Origin of the sequence: Streptococcus caprae, from assembly GCF_042649745.1 — a bacterium.
GTDB classification, from domain to species: Bacteria; Bacillota; Bacilli; order Lactobacillales; family Streptococcaceae; genus Streptococcus; species Streptococcus caprae.
Genome location: NZ_JBHRZV010000017.1, coordinates 1 through 25,921, shown reverse-complemented (window position 1 = coordinate 25,921; position 25,921 = coordinate 1). Strand labels below are relative to the sequence as shown.

Below are 25,921 nucleotides of genomic sequence, written 5' to 3'. Positions count from 1 at the left end.
CATAAGAATGGTCCCCTTCATCGAAAATTGGATTAACAACTATCCAAAGAAATGTTTGAACTATTTATCTCCTAGACAATTTTTACTAAATGCCTAACTTGGACTTGAAATTTAGCTTTGAAAATAGAGTGTAAAAAAGTTTAAAAAATAGTCTTATTCTGTTGACAAGTTCTTTGAACTCTGCTATAATTTATTATGTTGTCAAGCGGAAATGGCGGAATTGGCAGACGCGCAGGACTAAGGATCCTGTGACCGCTTTAGGTCGTGGGGGTTCAAGTCCCCCTTTCCGCACTAGGAATCGAGCATGAGTGCTCGATTTTTTTGTTTTTCTAGTTTGGTGAAAGTCATTTTCAAAGACTGTACTGAAAATCTTTATAAATGCTAGTCATTTATCATTATTTGTGATAAAATAGTCAATGTAAATGGGTTACAAAAACTCATAAAAATAAGAGGAGGCTTTTACAATGCCATTAGTTTCAGCAGAAAAATTCGTTCAAGCAGCACGTGATAACGGCTATGCAGTCGGCGGATTCAACACTAACAACCTTGAGTGGACACAAGCTATCTTGCGTGCCGCAGAAGCAAAACAAGCTCCAGTTCTTATCCAAACTTCTATGGGTGCGGCTAAATACATGGGTGGTTACAAAGTATGTCAATCATTGATTTCTAACCTTGTAGAATCTATGGGAATTACTGTTCCTGTTGCCATTCACCTTGACCACGGTCATTATGAAGATGCCCTTGAGTGTATCGAAGTTGGTTACACATCAATCATGTTTGATGGTTCTCACCTTCCAGTTGAAGAAAACCTTGCAAAAACTAAAGAAGTTGTTGAATTGGCTCACGCTAAAGGTGTTTCTGTTGAGGCTGAAGTTGGAACAATCGGTGGTGAAGAAGATGGTATCATCGGTAGCGGTGAACTTGCTCCAATCGAAGACGCTGTTGCTATGGTAGCAACTGGTATCGACTTCTTGGCAGCTGGTATCGGTAACATCCACGGTCCTTACCCTGCAAACTGGGAAGGTCTTGCCCTTGATCACTTGCAAAAATTGACTGAAGCTGTTCCAGGTTTCCCAATCGTATTGCACGGTGGTTCAGGTATTCCTGATGACCAAATCAAAGAAGCTATCCGTCTTGGTGTTGCTAAAGTTAACGTTAATACAGAAAGCCAAATCGCCTTCTCTAACGCAACTCGCGCATTTGCACGTGCTTACGATGCAGATGAAGCAACTTACGATGCTAAAAAACTCTTCGACCCACGTAAATTCTTGGCAGACGGTATCAAGGCTGTTCAAGGTGCTGTTGAAGAACGTATCGACGTATTCGGTTCAGCAAATAAAGCATAATTTTGCTTGAAACATTATGAAATAAAGGTTTATCCGCCGAGATAAACCTTTTTTGTTTTCAACAATACTCACGAAATACTCAATTATCAGTAAGACTATCAATAACATGAGTAATATCTTTTTTCATATTTTTAGTAACGTGAAGATAAATTTGAGTAACCTTGCTTCCTTTAGTGTGTCCTACTCGTTCTTGAATAGCCTCTAAAGGGACTTTCTTTTCAGCTAAAAAACTAATATGAGTATGTCTAAAAATATGGGTGCTAATATGTTTATTGAAAGTTATTTGTTGGTCAATATTGATTCCCACTTTTTTGATATGACCTGTCTTTGTTTTCTTGCCTGTTTCACTAGAGTTTAAAAAATTGTTCAAAACACTATAATGTAAGGGAGTTCCATTATACATAGCCTTATAGTGGTTTTTTGAAGTGAAAATCCATCCGTTATCTTGATAACTAGGGTTACCAGCTATATGATGATTGTTTTCTTCGATTTCTTCTTGAAGTACCTCCAAGGCTTTTTGAGAAAGTTCAACTGTCCTATAACTCTGTTCGTTTTTTACACTTCCCTCATAGTTGTTTTTACTTGCTCCACCATGAGTAGCCCTAGTTCTTTTAACATAAGCAAGCTTCTTTTGAAAATCTATGTCAGTAACCTTTAAGCCTAAGACTTCTCCTATCCTCATGCCTGTTAGACTTTGAAACTCAAAAATTCGACCATATTGTCGGTTATGTTCATTTACAATAGCTAGAACCTCGACAAGCTCATCTTTTTCAAGATATGAATCTTCTATATTCTTACTCTCTAATTCTTTTATTCTTTCTTCTAGTCCTTTGCTTTCAATTTGGACATAAGGCATAGGATTTTGTTCAGGTTTGATGTAGTTTCTTTTAATAGCAAAGGTATAAATTGAATTGAGGTCAGATTTTAGTGCTTGAGCTATTCTTTTATGATTACCCAAAGGATATAACTGGTCTATCATTTTTTGAATCACATCAGAAGTTATATTTTGAAGTAAGCTATCAGCAGGAAGATGCTTTAAGATATGATTTCGGAATCGACCTTGTTCTCCAGCCAATGTTTTAGGTGCAACTTTTTTCTTTTTGATTCGGTCATCTTCCCACTCATTCCAAACTCTGTTCAAAGTGATATCTTCTTTACTGCTGATAGTTGATAGAGTGAACCTTTGATGAAACTGGTTTAGTTTTTCTTGAAGCTCTCTTCTGATAGTCCCTTGTAATTGAGGGGAGATTTTAATTTTTCCACTATCTGAATAAGATTCACTCGTTAAATACCATTTACTAACGATTTCCCAGCGTTTTTGTGTGAGTGGGTGTTTGGTATAGATTCTGTATTTAACTTCTAAATACCCCTTTTTAGAAGCTTTACGAGCTTGCTTAAATGTAACATTCCCCATATTTGTATTTGACATTGTTTACCTCATCTTTCATATCTATGGTCTTGTCTATATCGCAGGAAGTTCAAGAAACCTTCAAAATGTATCCAAACAATTTTGTGGGAAGGATTTACAACAAACGAAGAATATTTTGGATTTCTTCGCATTTCAACTAATAGTGAATCGAGTGTTTTAGGTTTTAAACCTTCAAATCGTTTGCATACTGCTTCTTTATTTCCCCATTCAGCTTGACAATCTTCAACAGGTACGTATTTAATTTGAATCATTTCCTTACTCCTCATCAATTTTGATTTTTCGATACTTGACCTTATTATTTACTAAATGTCCTTTTCTGAAAACTTTACTGTTGTAGGTGCTTTCGTAAAGGATATCATCAGTTTGGATAAGGTCTTCTACATTTTCATTTGTTAAAAGCTTTATTTCTTCAGGTTGCTTAAGGTTTCTAGAGGAGTAAAAAGCTTTCTTTCCTAAGCTCTCTAATAATTCCTGTCCTATGCCTTTTTCCATGTATTTTGCGACATATCTACCAGCATTGGAAGAATCATCTAGGCTATCTAATTTGTTTATCCGAACAGCCCCGTGTCCCCAAATCCTTAATAAGTCTTTGTGAGAAACATAAGGGAAATTAAAAAGAAGAATGTGTGCATGCCACGCTCCTCTTTTCTGTCGTTCTAATACTGAGATATATTTTAGTTGCCTTCGTTTAGAATTGTAAATGTAGTAGTTCAATCTTTTGATAAACTTGTCAAACATTGTATTAAATTCTGTTCGGTCTTGAATATTTGCTTTTGTAGTAAGGGTAAGGAAACTTGTTTTATTATCATAATTGCTATCTATTAGTCTTTGAAGTTTCCATTTTGAATTTTTACGTGTTTTTGAAATACGGTTTAATCTTTCATCTTGTTCATTAGGTGTAAGTTCATCAAACGTTCTACGTTTTTTCTTATCGTTTAAACTAACTTGATTGGTTTCAATATCAGTATTATCACTTGAGAAAATAGGGGAACTATATTCCCAAATCTCAAGGTACGAGGAAGTTCGGATAATTTTGCGATTGTAACTCACAAAACCACCTCATTTTCTCGTAACGTTTGCCTATATAATAAATAAACTAGAGGAGCATGCTCCTCTGAATTTCAATCACAAGAATCGCTCCGCTAAACACGCTTCCAGCTTGCCGACCAGTCGGCAGTTTTTCTTGTGATAAAAAATTTAGTATTTATAGGTTTGTTTTAGGGTATCAAATTCAAGAACAGGGATGACTCTGCTCTGGTCAACTGTCCCGTCTATAAAGTAGTGACTGTGCTCATCAAAGAATATTTTTCCCAGGTAATCTTTATTGTGGGCGACTTGATAAGAACCAACATGTCCTGAGATAATATCTTTTGAAAATCTTCCGGTTGTAACAGGGAATTTATTTGTAAACATACTAGGATCAGTTCCTTCTTTCCAAAAAACTCCTGCTTCCTCATCAATACCAGCATGAACGAAGATTTGCCAATCTGTTTCAATATATCTAGGTTCTTGGAATTTTCTTTTGAACCACTCCATGAAAGGCGTAAATTTTGGATTAGATTTAATTTCATCTCGGATAGCTTCTTCAAACTGACTAGGATTCTTCTGTAAAAGCAGGGTCAATTCCTCTAATGAAAAGAAACTTTTAATGGTCTCAGGAAAATATTCAGCACTTACATCTTCGTTAATTAGCCAATGGTAGAACCACTCATCGTGGTTTCCTAAAAGTACCGTGACTTGGTTAGGATAAGTAGTTTCAAGTTCACAAATCTTTTCGAGGACTTGATAAGAGTATTCCCCATTATCTATATAATCTCCAAGTATAAATAAGTGATTTTCCGATATAGTTAAATCAACTTTTTCGAGAGCCACTAAAAATTCATCAAGATATCCATGGATATCACTCATTGCATAGTAAATAGCCATTATTTTCCTCCGATATACTTCTTCAATCTGTCAAAAGTTTCAACAGATTTCCACTTAGTAGCAATAACAGAAAACTCCTTGCTTTCAGAATCATAGAGGAGAATATCTCCGTTTCCATAAAAATTCATTTCTTCATCAATCGCAAAAGTATCAATTCCTATTATATTTTTAGACAAGTCAATAGAGGGTTGAGGAGTATGTCCAACAATTTGTTTTGGATATTCGGGATTGGGTGCGATTTCAATTTCTTCAATATGAGCCCATACTGGAGAGCCAGCTAAATCTTGCCCGCCCCTCATCGGACCAATAGCACTAGCAAAACGAATCAATTCATCCTCGTTCTCTAGGGACAATCTAGAAAAGTGCCAATCCTCTACATCAAATAAGAAGTTATAACCGGCATGTGAAATAAGGTAATCGTCTAATTGAAAAGCGATTTGTAGGTCAAGCTCCTCTAGTGTATCTCCGATAGCTTCAAAAGCTTCTTGATTAGTCAAAGTAAAGGAAGTAGGGATTCCCATATAGTAGAAGATGTCGTGATTCCCTATCAGGAATGTACATGAAATTCCTTTTTCAGTAGCTTTATTTTTCCAATCCACTAAATAAATCAAGTCTTTAGCATAAAGCTTTGCATTGTCTTGTTGCCCTAGTATTTTTGTGTCAAGGTAGTCGCCCACAAAGATAACTTGTTCTACTTTATGATTCTCAATAATATCATCTATGATTGGTAGAATTAAAGCATTTTTTAGGTGTGTATCACCGACTAGGATTGTTTTTGTCATATCATCACTCCTCTACTAAGTCTAGGATTTGTTCTATGCTAATAGGTGTAAAATTAATCATATCAGCACCTACGTTTATTGCACGGCCTCCTAATATGTCTTTGAAATAATCGGTCCTGTTGTTATGAACGTGTCCATATAGGTGGATAGAGTCATGAAAATATCCCTCCCACTCTAATATTGGATAGTGGAATAGAACGAATTTTCTTTTGTGATAGTTCAAGGTGTGGTAGTCTTTCACCCATTCAAACAAGCTTTTGTCAAAATCGGGGGAATCAAGATAATGTTCGTGATTCCCTTTGACTAAGAATTTTTTACCTTTTAGAGATTTTAAAATCTCATTAGCTTGCTTGGCATTTCCTCGAAATAGGAAATCTCCAAGGATATAGACTTCATCATTCTCAGTTACAACTTGATTCCAATTACTGATAAGCTTTCTGTTCATATCATCAGCGTTTATAAAGGGGCGATTGGAGAACTTTATAACATTTTCATGATAGAAGTGAGTGTCAGCGATGAAGTATATCATAAGTAACCTCAATCATCTAGCGTTAATAGCGTAGGCATATACCAAGTAGTTGGCGAAATCACCGATACGTTTTCGGTCATCTTGAAACCTTTCGTACCAGCTACAATCTTTATTATTTTCAAGAGCAAGTGCTCTAATTATTTTTAGGTTGTGGATTACTTTGTTATGGATAGTAGTTCTGGTTGAATCAAAATTCATTTTCTCTTCTCGTGACAGTAGTAACCACTTTGCCCGTGCTTCTGTATATTCAATACAAGAAGTTAAGAGCTCTTTCCAATACTCTTGAAATTCGTTGTCAAGCTTATTGGATGAGTCTAGGATTTGTTCATGAATAATTTGACAATCATAAAATGTTAGGTGCGATTTGTCAAAGTCAGTATGAGTATAAAATTTCATGCTTTACCTCGTGGAATTTATTTAACTACTGGTAAAATATCAGAGCAAGTAAACCATAGATTACCATTAAATTGCCCAACATTCAAGTCTTTCAAAATTACTTCACGAGTTTTATTCTTGGACATCTCCTCGTAAGAAATTGTAGGAGTTGTGGTATTTACTTTAACCTGAATCATTTCTAGGAAGAAGGTACTTGACTCTTGTTGAATACTTATGTTGATACGGTAAGCAACTAGCTTCTGTGTTTCTCTGTCTAGTACTTCAGAATAACCTTTGACAGCGAAGAATTTGTTTCCAAGTAGTTCAGGTTTTAGGAAGTCGTTTAGTTTCATTAGTTTACCTCTTTCTATTTTGTCATCGCAAGCGATGAGGAATCCTTTCCTATGAGCAAATCAGTAATGAATTACTCACATACAAGGATTGATAGTGTTTTTTTGCATTAGTTTATCAATTTTTGAAGTTCGTTAATAAAGTCGAACTCTTTGGGATTCAGATACGGACTTTCCCAATATTCAGCAGATTCTTTGCCTGAACCCTGCATATAGAGATAGCCAGCACCTTTTACTTCGATAGGTTGTTTGACTGGCGGAGTAGCAGAACCAAATACCATACGGTAACCTTCAGAGGAATTAGAACCAAGAGCAATTCTTAGACCAAGGTTGTCCCTTAAATCAGTGTTAAGGGTATCAGCATTAACTTGTTGAGCTGCTATTAGAATAAATACTCCAGCTTGTCTACCAAGAAGAATAATTTGCTTGATGCCGTCCATGACTTCGTTGATAACTTCTTTGGATTTTTTATCCGTTCCGCTAGCTTGAAAAGCTCCCATTTCATCAAATACTAACCAAGTCATTTTGAAACCATGGTCTGAAAAGTTAGAACCATACCTAAAGTTTTCTCTCATGTACTCATACCGCCTATTCATTTCTTCAACTGTTAGTCGAACAATACGAGCAATGTGATTAGGAGAAGTAGCTACTTTATCTTCTCCTAAGTAATGTGATAGAGAACCTAAGTCAGAATTTTTTGGGTCACAAATATATAAAATGCTCTTACGCTTTAAAAATTCTAAAATTAGATAAGAAATGAAGATTGACTTACCTGAACCTGTACCACCAGCTAATAGAATATGGGGACAATCTATCGGATTATAGACTATGCCATAACCTAAATCAATAGGAAGGCCAGTAGAAAGAGTTCTTTGTAGTTGGTTAGCCTGTAATCTGCTTGGTTGGCTGGTATAGAAGTGGTATTCGACGATAGCAGGGCGAACAATTTTACTTTCGAGTGGTAAATTTAGGAGAGCTTGGAGCTCAATTTCAAGATTTTCTAATCTCTTGGAGTATGTATCTCCTTGCTTATAGGCTTTTATGATAACTTTATTATCGGTTTCTTTCCAGCCCATGATAGCAGAAGTAGAAATATAGTGTTTTCCATCTAGGTTAGTTTCCGTGTATAGTTTGTTGCTTTCTAGGAAGTAATAAAGTAGCTGACGATACTTAAAGTGGGATTGACACCAATTCTCTAGTTTTTCAGCTAACTTCCAAAAACTAGCCCAGATGAAGCTTTTAAGTAAGTTGAAAAATGAAAAGCTAAAAAGAACATTGTAACAAGCTATTATAGTTATTACTAACAAGCTCTGTTTTAAGAGCTTGCTAAGTAATATCCAGTTAATATTTTTTTGATAGAGAGAAACGGTGGGTTCTTTGTTGTAGATTTTTGATAGCATAGAATAGTACCCCTAGAATGCAATTGTTGCTAATAGTGTTGAGTGGTCACTGAATGATTCTGGTGTTTTTGTATTTGAGGCTTTGATAATTGCACAATTTGTAAATATATAGTCTAGTACGTTATTATTCCAAGTTGAATGAGGGGATTTATTGGAGTCTACAAAACTCCAAAAATTTAATTCTGATGGAATCAAGTCAAAAAGTTCATCTATTTCTTTATAGCCCGGTTTACCTGCCTTGAAATAGTTGAAATCCCCTAGATAGATTATTTTCTTTTGCTTTTCTTTAGATTCAACAATTTTATTAAAAAGCTCTAATAAGATATTTTTTCTACTTACATTACGTTCCTTTTTCCAAAGTTCTGAAGGATCTTTAAAACTTACCGGTACATACACCGATACAATTTCTATATTCTGTTTTTTGCTCTTGACTCGACACTCACGGATATCACATGAATGTTTCATATAATGTGGAAATACTTGTGCATCTTGCTTTTCAAGTTTTAACTTCTTTTGAATATCTTCTCTGACTAATAAGCAGGTTCCAACTGCAGATTTTGGGGAACATTTTTCCAAAAGAGTGCATTTGGGTACGAAAACAATATAGTTGTTATCAGCGATATTTAAATTACCCAATGATGCTAATTTTCGTAAATCTTTAATATGAACTTCCGTAAGTGAAATTACGTCAGGGATAGTTTGTTGATTGATTATTATTCTATCAAATTCTTTTATGTTAAATTTTTTATTTAATCCATCAATATTCTGAGTTAATATTGTTAAATCGTTTTGAATTTTAATTGTTGACATGCTATTTCTCCTAAAAGATTCTAATAAGTGCTCCGCTATCTGCGAAGGTGTCGATAGTGACATAACCTGTTTCTGAAAAATTAGGTTCAACAAAGTTATGGACGAAAGCGAGTAGCGAGTTATCCTCTGCTAGTCTTTCCTCTTTCCATTCCCACTCTAACTCTTCTCCGATTAAATCGGAACTTGGAAGACTGACATAAAGCAGAGCGATTGAACTACCTGTTTCGATGACATGATAAACAAGTTTATTCCGTTTCTCTTCAAATTCTTTCACGATTTTTTCATAGTTAGGGTCATAGCTAATGGTGTCAATACTACCAATGAATCCACCTCCAGTAATATAGGAATAGTATAGTTTTCCTTCGTTGAAGTACTTTCTGATATTTGGGTTTACTCGCCCTGGGAATCTTTCTTCTATCTGTTGAAGGCGATTCAATGCTTCTTGTTTTGCAATAGTAATATTAGATTTCATAGAAACCCCTTTCTAGGGTACAATACCCGAAAACTTATTTACAATGACAGTATAACAGGGAAAAATCTTTTTGTCAATGATTTTTAGGGTACGAAATAAAATAAAAATAAAATCGAATGTTATTTAACATTCGATTGGATATTGTATTTAGATTTTAACAATACATTTTCTAGTTTTTCGTGATTTATTGGAGCAACCAATTCTTTTAACTCTTTTTCTAAAATTTGAAATTCTTCGTCAAGTGACCTAGCAGTACTAATTTTGTATTTCTCGTTCATATTCAATAAGAGCGCAGCTTTGCAAATCAATCTTACTGTTACACCAATAGTCACCGAGCGAGTAGGTAAGTATTTTGGAAGTTCTAATTTTAGTTCACGGATTGCCCTATTAACAGAATCACTAATTTCAGCTTTTATCTTAGTACCGTATCCTTGGCTGTATTCTAAGTTATTAAGTGGGATAGAGTGCCTATCTTCATAGATTTCAAGCCAATTAGAAACTGCTTGAGATTCTTCAAGTGCTCTAGTGATTATCAAACCCCTGGTAATATTCCCTGTAGTATCTTTTGAATAGATTTCCTCCAGTAGTGAAAGATAGAGCAAACATTCACTCGATACCCTGACTTGAAATTCCATAATTCAATTTCTCCTTTTTTTAATATTGTAGCATGTACCTTAAAATTATTCAAATATGATAACAGACAACAATTGAGTATCAGGCAATATACTCAAAAAGTACTCAACTTTATCAGATTTATGTAGAATTTTAGACGTGAAGAATTTGGTATAGATACTCTTGTTTTTCGGTGTTGTACAGATACTAGATAAGATTGTAGAAGTATCTCCCTAATATATATCTTATTCTGCAAATAAGGCTTAAGAATTGCGAAACGATGTTCTATCGTGAGCAAACAAAGCGTAATTTTTGTTAAGACGTTATGAAATCAAGGTTTGTCCGTATGGATAGACCTTTTTTCATTGCTTTTGCCCCCGATTTGCCCCACAAGTAAAATTTATTGGAAAGTTCGTTCCACTGGCTTTCGTAAATAAATAGAATTTTTTACTAAGATATGAAAAATCGGAGATAATTTGTTTTTATATTGTGTACGTGATTGGTTCCTGATGATTTCTTAATGATTGAAATTTTCTTGACAATCATTTTAAAAGTTGTAAAATGTATCTATATCGCCGACTTAGCTCAGTTGGTAGAGCAACGCACTCGTAACGCGTAGGTCGTAGGTTCGATCCCTATAGTCGGCATAGAAAAGACTTAAGAAACGTTCATTTATCAACGTTTCTTTTATAGTTGTTCAATTTTTGTTCACCCTTGTTTTTAGTGATGTGTTTTCGGACCTGACTAGATTCTTATTTTTTGTGTCCAAATGTTAGGTCTACTCTTTTTTAGGTCTGGAGGTATGGTTTAACTTTGGTGGTAAATCAGTCTATAAATGATCCCTGCTCTGCTATTTAACAAAAATAATCAGGCCGAACGCATGAAGAAAATTTTGTTTTCAGATAACGTATTTTCATGAAAATGATATCTTTTATAATAAATTTTTGCTATAATTTTATGTAGAAATAAGAAAAACTCTACTTACTTATGTAAAATTCATGAAAATATTTTGAAAAAATGCATGTATCCAGAAAATGGCTGCATGCATTTTCTTCATGCGTACGTCGTAAAAAATAATCAAATCCTCTTGCCAAGCAGGTCGAATTCTGTTAGAATAGTTGAGTATGTGGTGCTAGCACATCCAAACATATTCTACGTAGGAGGAAACATAAAATGGCTAAAGTATGTTATTTTACAGGACGTAAAACACGTTCAGGTAACAACCGTTCACACGCGATGAACCAAACTAAACGTACCGTTAAACCAAACCTTCAAAAAGTCACTGTTCTTATTGATGGTAAACCTAAAAAAGTATGGGTTTCAGCTCGTGCTCTTAAATCAGGTAAAGTAGAACGCGTTTAATTGAAAGGCCAACGAAAGTTGGTTTTTTCTTTTGTTTTTACAAGGTTCTTGAAATATGGTAAAATAAACTGATAATAACTTGAGAGGTAGTCTTATGACTGTAAAAATTAATACAAAAGATGGCCAAATCGAACTGTCTGACGATGTCATTGCGACAGTTGTTGGCGGCTCAGCAACAGAAATTTTTGGCGTTGTCGGTATGGCAAGTAAGAGTGCGATTAAGGATAATTTCCAAGCACTATTGAGAAAAGAAAACTACGCTAAGGGTGTCGTTGTTAAATCTACTGAAACTGGGATTTCTGTAGATGTTTATACAGTGATGTCTTATGGCGTGAAAATCTCTGAAGTTTCTAAAAACATTCAAGAGCGTGTCAAGTTCAATTTGGAAAATCAATTGGGCATCACAGCTGAAACAGTGAATGTTTACGTGCAAAATATCAAAGTCGCAGGAGAAAACTAGTGTCTAAAATTACAACAAGTTTATTACAAGAAATGGTGCAGGCTGCTGCAACACGGTTGGGTAAACAAGCAGAATATGTGAACTCGCTCAATGTCTTTCCGGTTCCAGATGGTGATACCGGGACAAACATGAGTATGACCATGGATAATGGGGCTAAAGAAGTGGCGGATAAACCCGCTACGACTGTCGGTGAAGTTGGTCAAATTCTCTCTAAAGGGCTTCTGATGGGGGCGCGTGGGAACTCAGGTGTTATTACCTCTCAGCTTTTCCGTGGTTTTGGCCAGTCTATCAAGGATAAATCTGAGTTGGATGGTAAGGACCTTGCGGCAGCCTTTCAAAATGGGGTTGAAGTGGCTTATAAGGCCGTCATGAAGCCTGTTGAGGGAACTATTTTGACAGTTTCTCGTGGTGCGGCAACGGCGGCCCTTAAAAAGGCTGAGGACTCAGAGGATGCCATTGAGGTTATGCGTGCAGCTTTAGAAGGTGCCAAGGCGGCCTTGGCTAAGACTCCAGACATGCTTCCGGTTCTTAAAGAAGTTGGCGTCGTTGACTCTGGCGGTCAAGGTTTGGTTTATATCTATGAAGGCTTCCTAGCTGCTTTGACAGGTGAATACATCGCTTCTGAAGATTTCAAGGCTACTCCTGCAGTCATGACAGAGATGATCAATGCTGAGCACCATAAGTCAGTTGCAGGTCATGTGGCGACTGAAGATATCACCTTTGGTTACTGTACAGAAATTATGGTTGCCCTTGGTAAGGGTCCAACTTACGTTAAAGAGTTTAACTATGATGAATTCCAGGGTTATCTCAGTGGGCTTGGAGACTCTCTCCTTGTCGTGAATGACGATGAGATTGTCAAAGTCCATGTCCATACAGAAGACCCAGGATTGGTTATGCAAGAAGGCCTCAAGTACGGTTCTCTCGTTAAGGTCAAAGTAGACAACATGCGTAATCAGCACGAGACAGAATTGTCCAAGACTGAAGGAAAACCAGCCGTTCAAGAAGCTAAAGAGTACGGTATCATTGCGGTCTGCGCAGGTGAAGGTTTGTCTGAAATCTTCAAATCACAAGGTGTAGACTACATCATCTCCGGTGGTCAGACCATGAACCCATCGACTGAGGATATTGTTAAGGCAGTTGAAACAGTCAATGCGAAGAATGTGATCATCCTACCCAACAATAAAAACATCTTTATGGCGGCTCAATCAGCGGCTGAAGTTGTTGAGGCAAATGCTGTGGTTATCGAAACTCGTACAGTATCACAAGGATTTACCAGTCTCTTAGCCTTTAATCCAGATGCGTCTCTTGAAGAGAATACGGAAGCTATGACAGCTAGTCTTGTTGATGTTGTCAGCGGTAGTGTGACAACAGCTGTCCGGGATACGAGTATCGATGGTATTGAAATTGCTGAAAATGATAATCTTGGTATGGTAGATGGTAAGATTGTTGTGTCTAACAGTGATATGGAATCAGCTCTTCGTGCAACCTTTGATCAGATGATCGATGACGAAAGTGAAATTGCAACCATTTATGTCGGTGAAGATGGTCATCAGGAAATGGCAGAGCAACTCGTCGACTATCTGGAGGAAAAATATCCAGATCTCGAGGTTGAAATCTACCAAGGCGATCAACCAGTTTACCCATACCTCATGAGTGTGGAATAATTAATAAGACAAAAAACGTTGGAAAATTTCCAGCGTTTTTTGAATTATTTTGAACCGGTATGCCGTATCAGTTAAAGTGTTTTAGATGAGTGGAATGCCTATATACTTGAGCTGTTTTTTTGTTGAATCGGATAGGATTCATCTTACTGATAATAATCTGTCATCTGGAGGGAAGTTTTGTCAATGACATTGTTGTATTCGACTAGCTGATACTGTTTGTAGAGTTCGGATGTTGGAGCAGTATCAGAATAGGTATAGCTACTATCGTAGTATCCCCAGGTTGTCATTACTGGAATTTCCTTTTGGACTTGGGCCAGGAACTGGTAATAGGACGATACGGATAGGGCATGGTCAGTTTGAGATAGGACTTCCAAGGTGTAAGGCATTAGGAAGTTAGGGCTTAAGGTTGTCTCATCTAGCTGAGGCAGTTCAAAATTCGCCCAAATAACAAATGGTGTTTGATAACGTGAACTAGGATCAGAGCTATTGAGATAAGGTTTGAAATAGCTATCAGACAGAATTGGCTCGTGGTCTCCAAACATGACGACGATGGTTGGCTCGTCGCTATTTTCGAGGGATTTTGTAAAGCTCTCGAAAGCCTTGTCTGAGGCATCTATACTTGAAAGGTAATCAGTTGCTGAGGGATCATTTTCCGCGTTAGTGATAGAAATGGTTCGCGGGAATTCAGTCTCTGTACGGTTATAACCGCCATGTCCTTGCATGGTTGCGATAAAGTTAAAGACAGGTTGATCTGTTTCCTGAATCAATTTTTCAGCACCTTGGTAAAGGGCATAATCGCTGACATAGCCACGAACGCGTTCAGGATTTTCAATTAAATCTTTGAAGGCAGGTATGGAGTTTTCAAAGTAGGAGGTGTCAAAGCCTAGATAACCATAGACCTGGCTTCGACGATAGTTGTCCTTACCGTATGGGTGCATGGCATAAGTCGCATAATTTTGGGCTTCAAGAAAGTTGACAATGCTATTTTTTTCAGAAGAAATATATTGTTGGAAGGGAAAGGCATTCGGGGGCAAAATCGCTAGACTATTACTGGTTAGGACTTCATATTCTGTGTTAGCAGTACTGCCGGCAAAAACTGAAACGTCCATTGTTCCCTTAACGGTATTTTTACTGAGAGAGTGGATATATTCCAAGGGATCACTAGAAAATTGTAAGCTAGGAGTCAGTTTAGTGTAGTCCGCTAGAGATTCGTTGAGAATCACAACGATATTTGGACTTTGCTTGGAAGTGGATTGAGTTTTTGGATACTGAGCAAGAATTTCTTTAACTTTACTGTTTGAATAGCCTTCCGGTTCCTTAATTTGAGAGGCGAGGTGATAACGCGTTAAAGCAACTGGTAAGCCATGGTCGTAGTAGGTGCTCTGCAATGTCCAAAAATAGAGGGACAGGTCGACACCGTTGGCAATAGAATAAATGATTGGACGAGCTACAAAAAGTAAGCTAAGCACGCCAAGAGCGAATACTAAAACTTTTTGTAGAAATAATTTTTGAAGGTGACTGAGGTTCTGCAAAAACTTTGGCCAGCTAATTTTTGAGGTTGCTTTAGCTAATAGAGTTAGATCAAATAACTGGTTAAATTTGGGTAAGAAGCTTAGGGTGATGATAACAAACCAGCAGATGAAGATGAGAGAAAACATTGAGCTGGTGAAGCTAAAATCAGTTTCTCCAGCCACACTGAGACCATCACGAATTTGCAAAAAGTGATAGGATAAGAGCGGCATATTTCGAGAGATGAGGAGAATTTTTGTCACGATTCCAACAATCATGCTTCCTGCGACAAGGATGATACTAGCCGCGCGTATGGAAGTCGTAAGAAGTGCCAGTGTCACCCAAATGACAAGTAGAATCAGAATATTGGCCTGATAGTCACTTGAACTCAGATGGCTAACACTGTATATAGAATAAGCTGTTTCAATGAGGTAGAGGCTAATAAATGGTGCTAAAGCATTGATGAATAGATAAGTGAGCTGTCCGATGATTTGGAGTTTAATGGAGCGAAGACGTGGCAAGTATTCTTTTACAACCATTGATAGAATCAATAAACAAATAAGAAAAATCGGTAGCTTAGTCGGGGTGATTTGAGTGTTAAAAAAGTAAAATGTCTGAGAATCACCAAATTTGAAAGCTAGGTGAAGACTAGCGAGAGTTGCTATGAACAAAAGGACGGATTGGATACTATTTTTGATGGGTTTCGTTAGCTCATTCTGTTTGTCTTTACCGAGTCTTGTAAGCCAAAAAATAATTAGGAGTAGAAAGAGAGCTAACTGCCCCCACCAAATAGCATTATTTTTTGTGACAGCATAGTGTTGATTAAAGGTGAGGGTTATAGGTTTATAAACCAGTCCATCGTGGTAAGTATTTATCTGTGTGTATAGGACATCATCCACATAAATTTGCAGGTAGCCACCGACATCATAGGTACTGTACTCAAACGATAGTTGTTTGATAGCTTCATCGTGCTGAATTTCTAAGGTTTGATTCTCAGTTACACTGGCATCTGCGGTATAAATAGGAATTGGGATGCCAGCTCCATACTCTTCCCATTCCTTACGAACTATGGTATCTGTATTAAGATTTTGCCCATTAATGATGATGTTGGTTCTCACATTTTCTTTGAAACCGTTGGACTTAGGGTCCTTGGACTTGGTGGCAACGATTTTTATGTTACCCTTGTTTTCTCCGACGGTTAGTTCTTGGCGAATCAAGTAACCATAGCAGAGCAAAGCGAGGATAGCAAGTCCCGGTAAGAGGATGTTTCGTTTGGCAAGTAACCATTGAAACCATGTTTGTTTTGATAGACGTTCTGCCAGCTTAGAGCGGTTAATCTGGTCTTGGAATTGTCGTTGATAGGTACGAAGTTTAGTAATCAGTGACGTCATTGTCTGTTTGTGATCTTTCTAATGTATCAAGGCAAGTCAAAATTAAGCTGACTTGGGACTTTGATTTAATAATACCCAAGAAAAAAACTGGGAAATATTCTCAGTTTTTGGGATTAGTTGAGAGGGTTTTATCTCGGTGTAGATAGTCTCTAACGATATAAATAGGTCGTTCTTTGACTTGTAAGAAGGTGTGAGCAAGGTACTCCCCTAAGATCCCAATTAAAATCATTTGTAATCCAGAAGAAAAGAGGATGAGGGAGACGATGGTGGTAAAGCCAGGAACGTCGTTACCCTGAACAAGCCAGCGCCAAACGGTGTAAAAGAGATAGATAAAAGATACCCCCGATACACTGGCTCCGAGTAAAGTCGCAATTTTTAGAGGGGCTGTGGAGAAACCAACAAATCCAGATAGGGCATAGGAGAAGAGCTTGCGGAAAGACCAAGATGTTTGGCCGTGCTGGCGATCCTTAACTTCGTAGGGACGATAGTAGGTTTCAAAACCAACCCAGGAAAAGATTCCTTTTGAGAATCGATGGCTTTCTTTGAGTTGGAGAATGGCATCCACAACCTCCCGACGCATCATCCGAAAGTCGGAGGCGTTGGCGATAAACTCAATTTCAGAAATGGCGTTCATCAACACATAGAAGAGTCGCTTGAAGCTTTTAAGCAAAGCAGATTCTCGTCGTTCTTTTTGGTAACAAGCGACCATATCATAGTCAGGATTAGTTTCCAAAAAGTTAAACATTTCTAGAACATACTTCGGATCCTGTTGCAGGTCAGCATCAATAATAGCAGTATATTCGCCAGTTGCATGTTGAAGGCCAGCATACATGGCCGCTTCTTTACCGAAATTGCGGGAGAAGTTAATCACTTTAATTTGCTCATTCGGATAAGTTTGATAAAGGTTCTGTAATTCAGAAAATGTCTTATCTTTACTACCGTCGTTGATAAAGACGTATTCAATTTGTGCGGGGCAAGCTGAAAAGGTCTGTTGGCAAGCCTTTAGCATTTCAAAAATATTTCCCTCTTCATTGTAGCAGGGGATTACGAGCGAAATTGTAGTCATCAAAACGAGAACCTTTCTTATTATAGGCTTATTTTACCATAATTTAGGGGGAATAGAAAATAGAATGAGGTGGATGATTTGGTAGAGAATAATGGGAAAAACGTGGTATAATACGAGAGAACCACAGAGGAGGAATGAAAGAGTCGTGTTAGAAAAACTTTTTGCAGGGAAAGTTCCCTATTTTTCAAGAGAATGGGTTCTTTATCTCGTTAATGCCTATCTCATGTATGCAACGGTTGATGTGTTTGTCACTCCGGTAGAGGCACTGTTCCTCAACTTACACGGTAGCTTCTCTTTGATTCAAGGGATGATTATTGTTTTATTTGCCTTCTGTATACAAGTTATCTCGAGTCAACAAATCCCTCTAAAAAGTTATCGCCTGCTTTTTATCGGTCTAATATCTGTGTACCTCATTATGGTATTGGTGAAGAGTCCAAGTATACTTATTAGCTTTGGTTTTTTGATTCTTGGCTTTGGGATTTATTTTAAGTTAGCCCTTGATAAGGAACGATTGCGCTGGTTGATTCCTGTCAGCCTTCTTTTGACATTTCCTAAAGTGATTTATTCCCTTTATCATGGCTATAGTGGTGATTTGGGGCGGTTTGTCCTAGATTATGACAATTGGAATTTTAGCCAGTTATGGCTAATTCTAATGGCCTTAGCCTATGGGTTAATAGCGGTGATTTTGCTTAATCTAGTCTTCACCCGGTTGGCTCGGTGGCAAAGTAAGACAGGTCTGGTTCGGTGGTCTTATCTCTTGGTTGGTTTTCTAGGGTTGAGTTACGTTATCTATCTGTCTATTTGTTTCGTGTTTAAAGTAAAAACTCTGTCTGTTTCGACATTTGACATCGGAATTTTTACGCAGATGTTTGAAAGTATGAGACGAGAATTTCTCCCGATGACCACTTTAGAGCGTGACAAGCTATTGTCTCATTTTGCGGTTCATATTTCTCCAATTTATTACCTCATGCTTCCTTTCTATATGGTTCTTCCTTATCTTGAAACCTTAGAAGTCTTGCAATTTATTATTGTCTTTTCGGGAATTGTCCCCCTATATTTGATTTTGAAGAAGCTTTCTCTCCCAGAGTTTGCGCGCCCCATGATTTTGTTATGGTTTCTAGTCACGCCGGCATTGACTACGGCAGCTTCTTATCATATGCATGAGAACTGTTTCTTGGTTCCACTCTTGTTGTGGCTTATTTATGGACATTTGGCGAAATGGCGCAAAAGGCTGCTTCTTGTAACTTTATTGACCTTGATGGTCAAGGAAGATGCCTTTATTTATGTTGTGTCTGTAGGTGCATATTTCCTCTTCCAAGATCGGATAGCCTATACCCTGAAACGAAAAGTTTTTATCGTGATTAGTCAGCTGGTTGTTCCGATAGTTTACTTTGCGATTTGCCTCTACCTCTTGAGTCGTTATGGTGATGGAGCAATGGTGGCTAGATTTGATAATTTTTTGCTGGCAGACCAGCATGGTCTTGTTGCAGTCTTGCGTAATATTGGGCTTAATCCAACTTACACGATTGCGAGCCTATTCACCCAGAGAAAGCTCAAATACATTTTCACCTTGCTCTTGACGCAAGCTTTTCTTCCTCTCTTCCAGAAGCGGTGGCAGAACTACCTACTTCTTATTCCTCTCGTCGTTATCAACCTGCTCTCAGATTACTATTATCAAGCGGATTTTGGTTTTCAATATAGCTATGGGACAAATATTTTAGTCTTCTTTATGGCACTTTTAGCTCTTGAATCTATTGTGGCTTATTGTCGTCGTGAAAAATGGCAGAGCAGCATTGCTAACCGTGCTGTCGCTACTGTAGTTGCTATGGCCGTGGTTGCTTCAGCTGGAGTGCTCTATAGCTATACCAATAGTTGGTACAACGATACAAGACTTTATTTTACCGACAAAAACATGTACGATGCCATTCATGCAACCTTGAAAGGTGTCAATAAAAATCAACGGATTTTAGCATATTCAGGCTATACGGTTGATCTTAGAGAAACCAAAGAACTCTATGATATGTTTTATCATAATGAACAAAAAGTTGATGATAGCATTGACCTTGTGGTTTTACCTCAGTCTGTGTTTGAAAGTGAAACAAAAGAATCAGAAGTGGCAAAAAACTATTTAACGGCAGGTTACCAACTCTCACCTGCTTCTACCGATAAAGTCATCATGTTGACCAAACCTGAATAGGAGGTCTTCGAAAAAGTATAAAGACCACATTCTAGTTAGTCTCTTGATGGTTCTCAAGAGGGCGTGCTAGAATGTGGTTTTTGTGTGAAATGCATAGTCCTAAGACGGAGACTGGGCTCTCATTTGGTTGCTGATAGAGAGCCGATCTTAAATGAAATGATCTCGGCTTAAAAAGAGAAAACAAGGAAGTTTGTCCATAGAAGAGTTATGTAAGCAAAAGAAGGAGTGTAGTTGTTTTTGGAGAAGACCTGTTACAGTTTTATGGTAATCTTTGTTGCCACCCTTGCTAAAGACTCGACTCCCGCAAGATCAATTTGGTCGCTAGTCGTATCATTTTTGGAATGTCTGTAGGTTGGTCGAACTCTGTTTTAAACATATCGACAGCGGTTTTCCCCATTTCTTCTGTAAAGACGGTGATGCTAGACAGGGCTGGAAAGACTTGTTTAGTTAAAGAGGTGTCGTTGAAGGAAATCAGACTAACACGCTCAGGAACAGCAATGTTTTCTTCGTGAAGGGCGCGTAGGGCTCCTATAGCAAGTGTGTCATTGGCGATGAAGAAGGCGCGTGGCAACTGGTCACCAAGTTCCTGGATGGCCTGCTTCATAAGGTTGTAGCCAGACTGGGTTGAAAAGTTACCGACGTAGATGAGTTTGGCCTGGTAGAGACCCAGGTTGGTCATGTCATTTTTGAAGGTGATGAAGCGCTGGTCAATCAGCTGTTCCTTGCCATCAGAAGTGTGTTCTTCGCCTGCGATCATACCAATGGGACCGAGTTTGGCATGGGTGAAGTGCTGGATGACCTGGTGAACGGCATTGTCAAAGTCAGTCGTCACACAGGAATAGCCCTGCATCAGGGTGTCTGAATCGACAAAAACGAGTCGTGGACAAATTTGTGCCAGCGCTCTGATTTGGTCATCAGAAAATTTACCAATTGCGATAATACCGTCGACATCAACAGCCTGTTCAAAGATGGTCTGATTAAAATAACGTTGGATATCCATGCCCAACTCCAGGGCTCGTTGCTCGATTCCAAGTCGAATGGCATAGTAGTAGAGGTCGTTGAGTTCCTCCTGCTGGCTATACCATTGCACGATGGCTAGGGTCTGACGCTCTGCCATTTTACCAGTTGTCAGGTGTCGGGTATAGCCCAGTTGATCAGCTGTGCGCAGGATAGTCTTTCGGGTTTCTTCTCCGACAGAGAGGATTGGGTCTTGGTTGAGGACACGGGAAACGGTGCTACTGGAAACTCCGGCGGCCAGAGCGATGTCTTTTAAGGTTGCCATAGGATGCCTTTCTGAATTCTACTTAGGACCTATTGTAACATAATGATAGTTAAAACGAAAGAGGAGTTTACTAAAGTTTTACTAAAATTTTATTGACTTTCTCTTTTCTCTTTTATAAAATAAGGGTAAAGAAATCAATTCAAAGGAGTCTATTATGGATATTCAAGAACTCAATCAAGCCTTCTCTAGCGTTTTCGGAGTAGAAGCGGATGCAGTTTACTTTTCACCAGGACGGATTAATCTGATTGGGGAACATACAGACTATAACGGTGGTCATGTTTTCCCAGCTGCAATTACTCTAGGAACCTACGGGGTGGCTCGTAAGCGCGATGATCGTACCTTGCGCTTTTACTCTGGGAACTTTGAGGACCAGGGTGTTATTGAAGTAAGCTTAGACAATTTGGTTTTTGACAAGGCTGATAGCTGGACCAACTATCCAAAAGGTGTCATCAAGTTCTTGCAGGAAGCTGGACACACGGTTGATACAGGTTTTGACCTCTACGTTTTGGGAAATATTCCTAACGGTGCAGGTCTGTCTTCGTCAGCTTCTTTGGAATTGCTAGTGGGTATCGTCTGCGAAGACCTTTTCGGTTTGACTTTAGAACGCCTTGACTTGGTGAAAATTGGCAAACAAACAGAAAATGAATTTATCGGGGTTAACTCAGGAATCATGGACCAATTTGCCATCGGTATGGGGGCGGATAATTCAGCGATCTACCTAGACACCAACACCCTGGAATACGACCTGGTGCCACTGGACTTGGGTGACCATGTGATTGTCATCATGAATACCAACAAACGTCGTGAATTGGCGGATTCTAAGTACAATGAACGCCGTGCTGAATGTGAAACAGCGGTTGAAGAGCTCAATAGCGTTCTTGACATCAAGACCCTCGGTGAGCTAGATGAAGCAAGCTTCGATGAATATGCCTACCTCATCAAAGACGCTAATCGTCTCAAACGTGCCCGTCATGCGGTTTCTGAAAATCAACGTACTCTAAAAGCTAAAGAGGCCCTGGTAGCTGGTGATTTGGCCCGCTTTGGTCGCCTGGTCAATGCTTCACATGTATCTCTTGAACACGACTACGAAGTGACAGGACTGGAATTGGATACTTTAGCCCACACTGCTTGGGAACAAGAAGGTGTCCTCGGTGCTCGTATGACAGGAGCAGGTTTTGGTGGTTGCGGTATCGCCATCGTCCAAAAAGACAAAGTGGAAGCCTTCAAAGAAAATGTTGGCCGTATCTACACGGAAATCGTCGGTTATGCACCAGACTTCTATATGGCTGAGGTGGCGGCAGGCTCACGTAAATTGAGCTAATTAGAAGCGTTAAACAAGCTAACCAGTGTCTGTTAGACTATAGGTTTCTTACAGATACTTTCCAGAAGGGGCAGAAACCAGATTCTTGCCCCTTTCCTACATCAGTTTGAAAAGGTTATTTATGACACAGACATCTCTCGTTGCAGCCTTTGTGGCTCAGATTATTGAACAATCCTCCTATATGGACATCGACCGTATTTATCTGACCAACCGTATTTTAGCCATGGTGGGTGAAGAGGGGAGCGATCGTTTGACCACCAGTATCCGCATGGTTGACTTAAAAGAGGAGCTCTTGGACCTAGCTGTAGCCAATGGTAAAGTTGGCGAGTTGGCTGAAGAACGAGACTGTTTGGGAGCTGAGTTGATGAACTTCATCACACCGGCGCCAAGTGTGGTCAACGCAGAGTTTTGGGAAACCTATAAAACCAGTCCAGAGCAAGCTATTGCAGACTTTTATGACCTCAGCAAGCGTAACGACTACATCAAGTTGGATGCGATTGCTAAAAATGTGGCCTTTGAAACACCAACAGCCTACGGTGATTTGCAAATCACCATCAACCTGTCCAAGCCTGAGAAGGATCCCAAAGCCATCGCGGCAACCAAGCTTCTCAAACAGTCCAGCTACCCGCTGGACCAGCTAGCCATGGAAAATGAGGGCTACCAAGGCCGTCTCGATCACCCAGCCCGTGCCAACCACAGGATTATCCGCTTGCCTTTAGGTCAAGAACTCTGGGGCTTCCAATACTCGCCCTATGCCTACTTTAACGAGCACTGCATCTTCCTCAACACTGAGCATCTGCCTATGGTTATTACCCAGCAGACCTTTGAGCAGTTGCTGGACCTGGTTGACCTCTTCCCAGGCTATTTTGCAGGCTCCAACGCCGACCTACCTATCGTCGGTGGCTCTATCTTGACCCATAACCATTACCAGGGCGGTCGTCAGGTTTTCCCTATGGAAATAGCAGAGCTGACAGAGGAGTTTCGGTTTGTTGGTTTTGAAGAAATCGCTGCTGGGATTGTCAACTGGCCCATGTCTGTCCTGCGTCTAACAGGACCGTCCAAGGCAGACTTGGTAGCATTGGCAGAACGCATTCGACTGGCTTGGCGAGACTATTCGGATGAAAGCGTGGATATTCGTGCTTATACAGATGACGAGCCTCACCATACGGTAACGCCGATTGCTCGTAAGGTTGGGGACCTCTACCAACTGGACCTAGTACTTCGTGATAATCACACTTCGGATGAACACCCAGATGGTGTTTACCATCCCCACAAGGACGTCCAACACATCAAAAAAGAAAACATTGGACTCATTGAGGTTATGGGCTTGGCGATTTTACCGCCACGCCTCAAAACCGAACTGGCTGAAGTTGAAAAATACCTCTTAAACGAGCCGAATGAAGTCGCTGACTACCACAAGGAGTGGGCCGACAGACTCAAGTCAGAGCATCCAGAAGCGACGGCAGATAATGTACAAACTATTGTCAGACAGGCGGTTGGACAAGTCTTCGCTCGGGTTCTTGAAGATGCTGGTGTCTATAAACAAACTCAGCAAGGACAATCAGCCTTCATGCGATTTGTCGAAAGCTTGGAGATTTTGTAAAAGAAACCGATACGACATTCAGGAGTTAGCAACTGTCAGGGCTAGCTCCTTTGTTTTGTCATGTAACTATATCATTGCTCTATCACTAGATAAAATAGGGAAACATAGGCTAAGATGTTGTAAAAATCAGTCCTTCATTTTACACAAGCTCCTCAAAGTGCTATAATAGTGAAGACATTCGGGAGAGCTCTGCTATTGTCCCGATCAAAAATCAATGACTCAAAAGGAGACTACCCATGGGACGTAAGTGGGCCAATATTGTTGCTAAGAAAACCGCTAAAGACGGTGCAACTTCTAAAGTTTATGCAAAATTCGGTGTTGAAATCTATGTAGCCGCCAAACAAGGTGATCCAGACCCAGAAACCAACGCTGCTTTGCGATTTGTCCTTGACCGCGCTAAGCAAGCACAAGTGCCTAAGCACATCATTGATCGTGCGATTGACAAGGCTAAGGGAAATACTGACGAGACCTTTGTGGAAGGGCGCTATGAGGGATTTGGTCCAAATGGCTCAATGATTATCGTGGATACCTTGACGTCAAATGTCAACCGTACAGCGGCCAACGTTCGTACTGCTTACGGTAAAAATGGTGGAAACATGGGTGCTGCTGGATCCGTGTCTTATCTCTTTGACAAAAAAGGGGTTATCGTTTTTGCAGGAGACGATGCAGATAGCATTTTTGAAACCCTCCTGGAAGCAGATGTAGAAGTGGATGATGTTGAAGCAGAAGAAGGAACCGTTACGGTTTATACTGCCCCAACAGATCTTCACAAGGGATTGGAAGCCCTCCGTACGGCAGGTATCAGCGAATTCCAAGTTACTGAACTTGAGATGATTCCTCAATCTGAAGTTACCCTTGAAGGCGACGATCTTGAAACCTTTGAAAAACTGATTGATGCTCTCGAATCAGACGATGATGTCCAAAAAGTCTATCACAACGTTGCAGATTTCTAAGTAGCGCATACCTTGACCGAGATTTTTTCTCGGTTTTTCTTTTAGAATTTTGGTACAATAAAAGCATCAAAATTGAAGGAGAATTCTTATGGATTTCAATACAAGTATCGCGAATTTTACAAAAGTTTCTGCAAAAGAGGCAGAGGCTAAGATTGCAAGTGGAGAGAAGTTTGTCCTTTTCATCGGTCGTGCAACCTGTCCTTACTGCCAACGCTTTGCACCAAAATTGGCAGCAGTTGCTCAGGCTACTGGTCAAGCAGTTGCATTTTTGAATAGCGAAGATAGTGCCGACATGGATGGCATCACTGCTCTTCGTCAAACCTACGGGGTGCCAACTGTTCCAGGACTTTTGGTGGCTGAAAATGGCGATGTGAAGGTTATTTGTGATTCCTCCCTGCCAGAAGAAACTATCACTGAATTCATCGGTGCCTAATGTTCAAATCAGTCTTCGGGCTGATTTTTTGTTTATGAAGTCTAGTCATCTTGCGAAAGCGATCATTTTTTGGTATAGTTAATCCTTGTATAGAAGAAATAGCGGAGGCTTTTATAAATGGAAATGTTAATTATTTTGATTCCTATGGGATTGATGATGTGGTTCATGACCCGTCAACAAAAGAAACAACAACAGGCTCATCTGGATAAACTCAACAGTGTTGAAAAAGGTGCTGAAATTATCACGATCGGTGGCATGTATGCGATTGTTGATGAAGTTGATCGTGATGCCAATAAGGTCGTTCTTGATGTCGATGGTGTTTATCTGACCTTTGAACTTAGTGCGATTAAGACGATTTTGTCATCAGCGGTACCTACCACACAAGAAATCGTGTCGGATTCCATTGTTGGGAAATCAGCTGTAGTGGCAGCGGAAGTTGAAGCTGTTGAAGCAGCAGAGCCGATGCCGTCAGCTATTGAAGAATAATCTGTGAGAGAAAGAGTTGGGCCCTGCTTAGCTCTTTTCTTAATGATAGGACTTTTTTGAAATGATAAATTGTAAAATATAGTGCAACAAAAAAACTCACAGAGTTTCTTTCGTGTAAACTGTAAGTAACGACACAAACAGAGCACGAGGAAATCTATGAGCT

25 protein-coding genes and 2 tRNA genes are annotated in these 25,921 nt (G+C 39.2%); 12 read left to right on the top strand and 15 right to left on the bottom strand.

Annotated features, from left to right (window positions below):
- Window positions 1-205: 205 nt before the first annotated feature.
- Window positions 206-291, top strand: a tRNA-Leu gene (locus ACFORF_RS02830).
- Window positions 292-464: 173 nt separating this feature from the next.
- Window positions 465-1,346 carry a class II fructose-bisphosphate aldolase gene (locus ACFORF_RS02825; RefSeq protein WP_380425287.1) on the top strand — a complete coding sequence of 294 codons (882 nt, stop codon included), beginning with the start codon at window positions 465-467 and terminating at the stop codon, window positions 1,344-1,346.
- Window positions 1,347-1,425: 79 nt separating this feature from the next.
- Here ACFORF_RS02825 and ACFORF_RS02820 read toward each other — a convergent pair whose 3' ends face one another.
- The 12 genes from ACFORF_RS02820 to ACFORF_RS02765 form a co-directional block, all read right to left on the bottom strand.
- Window positions 1,426-2,775, bottom strand: coding sequence for a tyrosine-type recombinase/integrase (locus tag ACFORF_RS02820; protein WP_380425285.1), 1,350 nt, complete (start codon window positions 2,773-2,775; stop codon window positions 1,426-1,428).
- An 8-nt stretch (window positions 2,776-2,783) separates the two neighbouring features.
- Window positions 2,784-3,026 (bottom strand): DNA-binding protein, encoded by a 243-nt coding sequence (locus tag ACFORF_RS02815; protein WP_380425282.1) that lies wholly within the window; start codon window positions 3,024-3,026, stop codon window positions 2,784-2,786.
- A 4-nt stretch (window positions 3,027-3,030) separates the two neighbouring features.
- Window positions 3,031-3,825, bottom strand: coding sequence for a rolling circle replication-associated protein (locus ACFORF_RS02810; protein ID WP_380425279.1), 795 nt, complete (start codon window positions 3,823-3,825; stop codon window positions 3,031-3,033).
- A gap of 147 nt (window positions 3,826-3,972) precedes the next feature.
- Entirely contained in the window at window positions 3,973-4,701 is a 729-nt protein-coding gene (locus tag ACFORF_RS02805; protein WP_380425277.1) for a metallophosphoesterase, read from the bottom strand.
- Window positions 4,701-5,483, bottom strand: coding sequence for a metallophosphoesterase family protein (locus ACFORF_RS02800; RefSeq protein ID WP_380425274.1), 783 nt, complete (start codon window positions 5,481-5,483; stop codon window positions 4,701-4,703). The genes ACFORF_RS02805 and ACFORF_RS02800 overlap by 1 nt, the downstream gene beginning before the upstream one ends.
- A 4-nt stretch (window positions 5,484-5,487) precedes the next feature.
- Window positions 5,488-6,012, bottom strand: coding sequence for a metallophosphoesterase (locus ACFORF_RS02795; protein ID WP_380425272.1), 525 nt, complete (start codon window positions 6,010-6,012; stop codon window positions 5,488-5,490).
- A 12-nt stretch (window positions 6,013-6,024) separates the two neighbouring features.
- The gene (locus tag ACFORF_RS02790) at window positions 6,025-6,408 is read right to left on the bottom strand and encodes a hypothetical protein (RefSeq protein ID WP_380425269.1); all 384 of its coding nucleotides are present in this window, start codon (window positions 6,406-6,408) and stop codon (window positions 6,025-6,027) included.
- A 17-nt stretch (window positions 6,409-6,425) separates the two neighbouring features.
- A complete protein-coding gene (locus ACFORF_RS02785; RefSeq protein ID WP_380425266.1) occupies window positions 6,426-6,740 on the bottom strand; it encodes a hypothetical protein in 315 nt (104 codons plus the stop codon).
- A gap of 107 nt (window positions 6,741-6,847) precedes the next feature.
- Complete coding sequence (locus ACFORF_RS02780; protein ID WP_380425263.1) at window positions 6,848-8,137, bottom strand: FtsK/SpoIIIE domain-containing protein; 1,290 nt, start codon at window positions 8,135-8,137, stop codon at window positions 6,848-6,850.
- A gap of 12 nt (window positions 8,138-8,149) precedes the next feature.
- Entirely contained in the window at window positions 8,150-8,947 is a 798-nt protein-coding gene (locus ACFORF_RS02775; protein WP_380425260.1) for an endonuclease/exonuclease/phosphatase family protein, read from the bottom strand.
- A 10-nt stretch (window positions 8,948-8,957) separates the two neighbouring features.
- Window positions 8,958-9,419 (bottom strand): hypothetical protein, encoded by a 462-nt coding sequence (locus tag ACFORF_RS02770; protein ID WP_380425257.1) that lies wholly within the window; start codon window positions 9,417-9,419, stop codon window positions 8,958-8,960.
- 119 nt (window positions 9,420-9,538) lie between these two features.
- Window positions 9,539-10,054: a hypothetical protein gene (locus ACFORF_RS02765; RefSeq protein WP_380425255.1), complete on the bottom strand. Its 516-nt coding sequence runs from the start codon at window positions 10,052-10,054 to the stop codon at window positions 9,539-9,541.
- 551 nt (window positions 10,055-10,605) lie between these two features.
- Between ACFORF_RS02765 and ACFORF_RS02760 the strand changes: the two genes are divergently transcribed.
- From ACFORF_RS02760 to ACFORF_RS02745, 4 genes are all read left to right on the top strand, one after another.
- Window positions 10,606-10,678, top strand: a tRNA-Thr gene (locus ACFORF_RS02760).
- Between the two features lie 526 nt (window positions 10,679-11,204).
- Window positions 11,205-11,393 carry a 50S ribosomal protein L28 gene (rpmB, locus tag ACFORF_RS02755; protein ID WP_380425253.1) on the top strand — a complete coding sequence of 63 codons (189 nt, stop codon included), beginning with the start codon at window positions 11,205-11,207 and terminating at the stop codon, window positions 11,391-11,393.
- Window positions 11,394-11,487: 94 nt separating this feature from the next.
- Window positions 11,488-11,853, top strand: a complete 366-nt coding sequence (locus tag ACFORF_RS02750) for an Asp23/Gls24 family envelope stress response protein (protein ID WP_380425250.1) — start codon at window positions 11,488-11,490, stop codon at window positions 11,851-11,853.
- Window positions 11,853-13,517, top strand: a complete 1,665-nt coding sequence (locus ACFORF_RS02745; RefSeq protein WP_380425249.1) for a DAK2 domain-containing protein — start codon at window positions 11,853-11,855, stop codon at window positions 13,515-13,517. The genes ACFORF_RS02750 and ACFORF_RS02745 overlap by 1 nt, the downstream gene beginning before the upstream one ends.
- Window positions 13,518-13,660: 143 nt before the next feature.
- On the opposite strand, the gene ACFORF_RS02740 is transcribed toward ACFORF_RS02745, so the two are convergent.
- Window positions 13,661-16,417, bottom strand: a complete 2,757-nt coding sequence (locus ACFORF_RS02740) for an LTA synthase family protein (RefSeq protein ID WP_380425246.1) — start codon at window positions 16,415-16,417, stop codon at window positions 13,661-13,663.
- A 100-nt stretch (window positions 16,418-16,517) separates the two neighbouring features.
- Window positions 16,518-17,483 carry a glycosyltransferase family 2 protein gene (locus ACFORF_RS02735; protein WP_380425244.1) on the bottom strand — a complete coding sequence of 322 codons (966 nt, stop codon included), beginning with the start codon at window positions 17,481-17,483 and terminating at the stop codon, window positions 16,518-16,520.
- 145 nt (window positions 17,484-17,628) lie between these two features.
- Between ACFORF_RS02735 and ACFORF_RS02730 the strand changes: the two genes are divergently transcribed.
- Entirely contained in the window at window positions 17,629-19,680 is a 2,052-nt protein-coding gene (locus ACFORF_RS02730) for a DUF2079 domain-containing protein (protein ID WP_380425241.1), read from the top strand.
- A gap of 286 nt (window positions 19,681-19,966) precedes the next feature.
- On the opposite strand, the gene ACFORF_RS02725 is transcribed toward ACFORF_RS02730, so the two are convergent.
- Window positions 19,967-20,962, bottom strand: a complete 996-nt coding sequence (locus ACFORF_RS02725) for a LacI family DNA-binding transcriptional regulator (protein ID WP_380425239.1) — start codon at window positions 20,960-20,962, stop codon at window positions 19,967-19,969.
- A gap of 154 nt (window positions 20,963-21,116) precedes the next feature.
- Here ACFORF_RS02725 and ACFORF_RS02720 point away from each other — a divergent pair, with 154 nt between their 5' ends.
- From ACFORF_RS02720 to yajC, 5 genes are all read left to right on the top strand, one after another.
- Window positions 21,117-22,283, top strand: a complete 1,167-nt coding sequence (locus tag ACFORF_RS02720; protein WP_380425237.1) for a galactokinase — start codon at window positions 21,117-21,119, stop codon at window positions 22,281-22,283.
- A gap of 121 nt (window positions 22,284-22,404) precedes the next feature.
- The gene (gene galT / locus ACFORF_RS02715; RefSeq protein WP_380425235.1) at window positions 22,405-23,886 is read left to right on the top strand and encodes a UDP-glucose--hexose-1-phosphate uridylyltransferase; all 1,482 of its coding nucleotides are present in this window, start codon (window positions 22,405-22,407) and stop codon (window positions 23,884-23,886) included.
- Window positions 23,887-24,122: 236 nt separating this feature from the next.
- Window positions 24,123-24,839: a YebC/PmpR family DNA-binding transcriptional regulator gene (locus ACFORF_RS02710; RefSeq protein ID WP_380425233.1), complete on the top strand. Its 717-nt coding sequence runs from the start codon at window positions 24,123-24,125 to the stop codon at window positions 24,837-24,839.
- Between the two features lie 88 nt (window positions 24,840-24,927).
- On the top strand, window positions 24,928-25,272 hold the full coding sequence (locus ACFORF_RS02705) for a thioredoxin domain-containing protein (RefSeq protein ID WP_380425230.1): 345 nt from the start codon (window positions 24,928-24,930) through the stop codon (window positions 25,270-25,272).
- A gap of 117 nt (window positions 25,273-25,389) precedes the next feature.
- Window positions 25,390-25,758, top strand: coding sequence for a preprotein translocase subunit YajC (gene yajC / locus ACFORF_RS02700; RefSeq protein WP_380425228.1), 369 nt, complete (start codon window positions 25,390-25,392; stop codon window positions 25,756-25,758).
- The last annotated feature ends 163 nt before the right edge of the window (window positions 25,759-25,921 follow it).

Coding starts and splice junctions, on each gene's coding strand:
- ACFORF_RS02805 (WP_380425277.1), bottom strand. CDS start 4,701: ATGGCTATTTACTATGCAATGAGTGATATCCATGGATATCTTGATGAA.
- ACFORF_RS02790 (WP_380425269.1), bottom strand. CDS start 6,408: ATGAAATTTTATACTCATACTGACTTTGACAAATCGCACCTAACATTT.
- ACFORF_RS02720 (WP_380425237.1), top strand. CDS start 21,117: ATGGATATTCAAGAACTCAATCAAGCCTTCTCTAGCGTTTTCGGAGTA.
- ACFORF_RS02825 (WP_380425287.1), top strand. CDS start 465: ATGCCATTAGTTTCAGCAGAAAAATTCGTTCAAGCAGCACGTGATAAC.
- ACFORF_RS02710 (WP_380425233.1), top strand. CDS start 24,123: ATGGGACGTAAGTGGGCCAATATTGTTGCTAAGAAAACCGCTAAAGAC.
- ACFORF_RS02815 (WP_380425282.1), bottom strand. CDS start 3,026: ATGATTCAAATTAAATACGTACCTGTTGAAGATTGTCAAGCTGAATGG.
- ACFORF_RS02725 (WP_380425239.1), bottom strand. CDS start 20,962: ATGGCAACCTTAAAAGACATCGCTCTGGCCGCCGGAGTTTCCAGTAGC.
- rpmB (WP_380425253.1), top strand. CDS start 11,205: ATGGCTAAAGTATGTTATTTTACAGGACGTAAAACACGTTCAGGTAAC.
- ACFORF_RS02795 (WP_380425272.1), bottom strand. CDS start 6,012: ATGATATACTTCATCGCTGACACTCACTTCTATCATGAAAATGTTATA.
- ACFORF_RS02750 (WP_380425250.1), top strand. CDS start 11,488: ATGACTGTAAAAATTAATACAAAAGATGGCCAAATCGAACTGTCTGAC.
- ACFORF_RS02780 (WP_380425263.1), bottom strand. CDS start 8,137: ATGCTATCAAAAATCTACAACAAAGAACCCACCGTTTCTCTCTATCAA.
- ACFORF_RS02705 (WP_380425230.1), top strand. CDS start 24,928: ATGGATTTCAATACAAGTATCGCGAATTTTACAAAAGTTTCTGCAAAA.
- ACFORF_RS02765 (WP_380425255.1), bottom strand. CDS start 10,054: ATGGAATTTCAAGTCAGGGTATCGAGTGAATGTTTGCTCTATCTTTCA.
- galT (WP_380425235.1), top strand. CDS start 22,405: ATGACACAGACATCTCTCGTTGCAGCCTTTGTGGCTCAGATTATTGAA.
- ACFORF_RS02785 (WP_380425266.1), bottom strand. CDS start 6,740: ATGAAACTAAACGACTTCCTAAAACCTGAACTACTTGGAAACAAATTC.
- ACFORF_RS02770 (WP_380425257.1), bottom strand. CDS start 9,419: ATGAAATCTAATATTACTATTGCAAAACAAGAAGCATTGAATCGCCTT.
- yajC (WP_380425228.1), top strand. CDS start 25,390: ATGGAAATGTTAATTATTTTGATTCCTATGGGATTGATGATGTGGTTC.
- ACFORF_RS02735 (WP_380425244.1), bottom strand. CDS start 17,483: ATGACTACAATTTCGCTCGTAATCCCCTGCTACAATGAAGAGGGAAAT.
- ACFORF_RS02800 (WP_380425274.1), bottom strand. CDS start 5,483: ATGACAAAAACAATCCTAGTCGGTGATACACACCTAAAAAATGCTTTA.
- ACFORF_RS02775 (WP_380425260.1), bottom strand. CDS start 8,947: ATGTCAACAATTAAAATTCAAAACGATTTAACAATATTAACTCAGAAT.
- ACFORF_RS02820 (WP_380425285.1), bottom strand. CDS start 2,775: ATGTCAAATACAAATATGGGGAATGTTACATTTAAGCAAGCTCGTAAA.
- ACFORF_RS02740 (WP_380425246.1), bottom strand. CDS start 16,417: ATGACGTCACTGATTACTAAACTTCGTACCTATCAACGACAATTCCAA.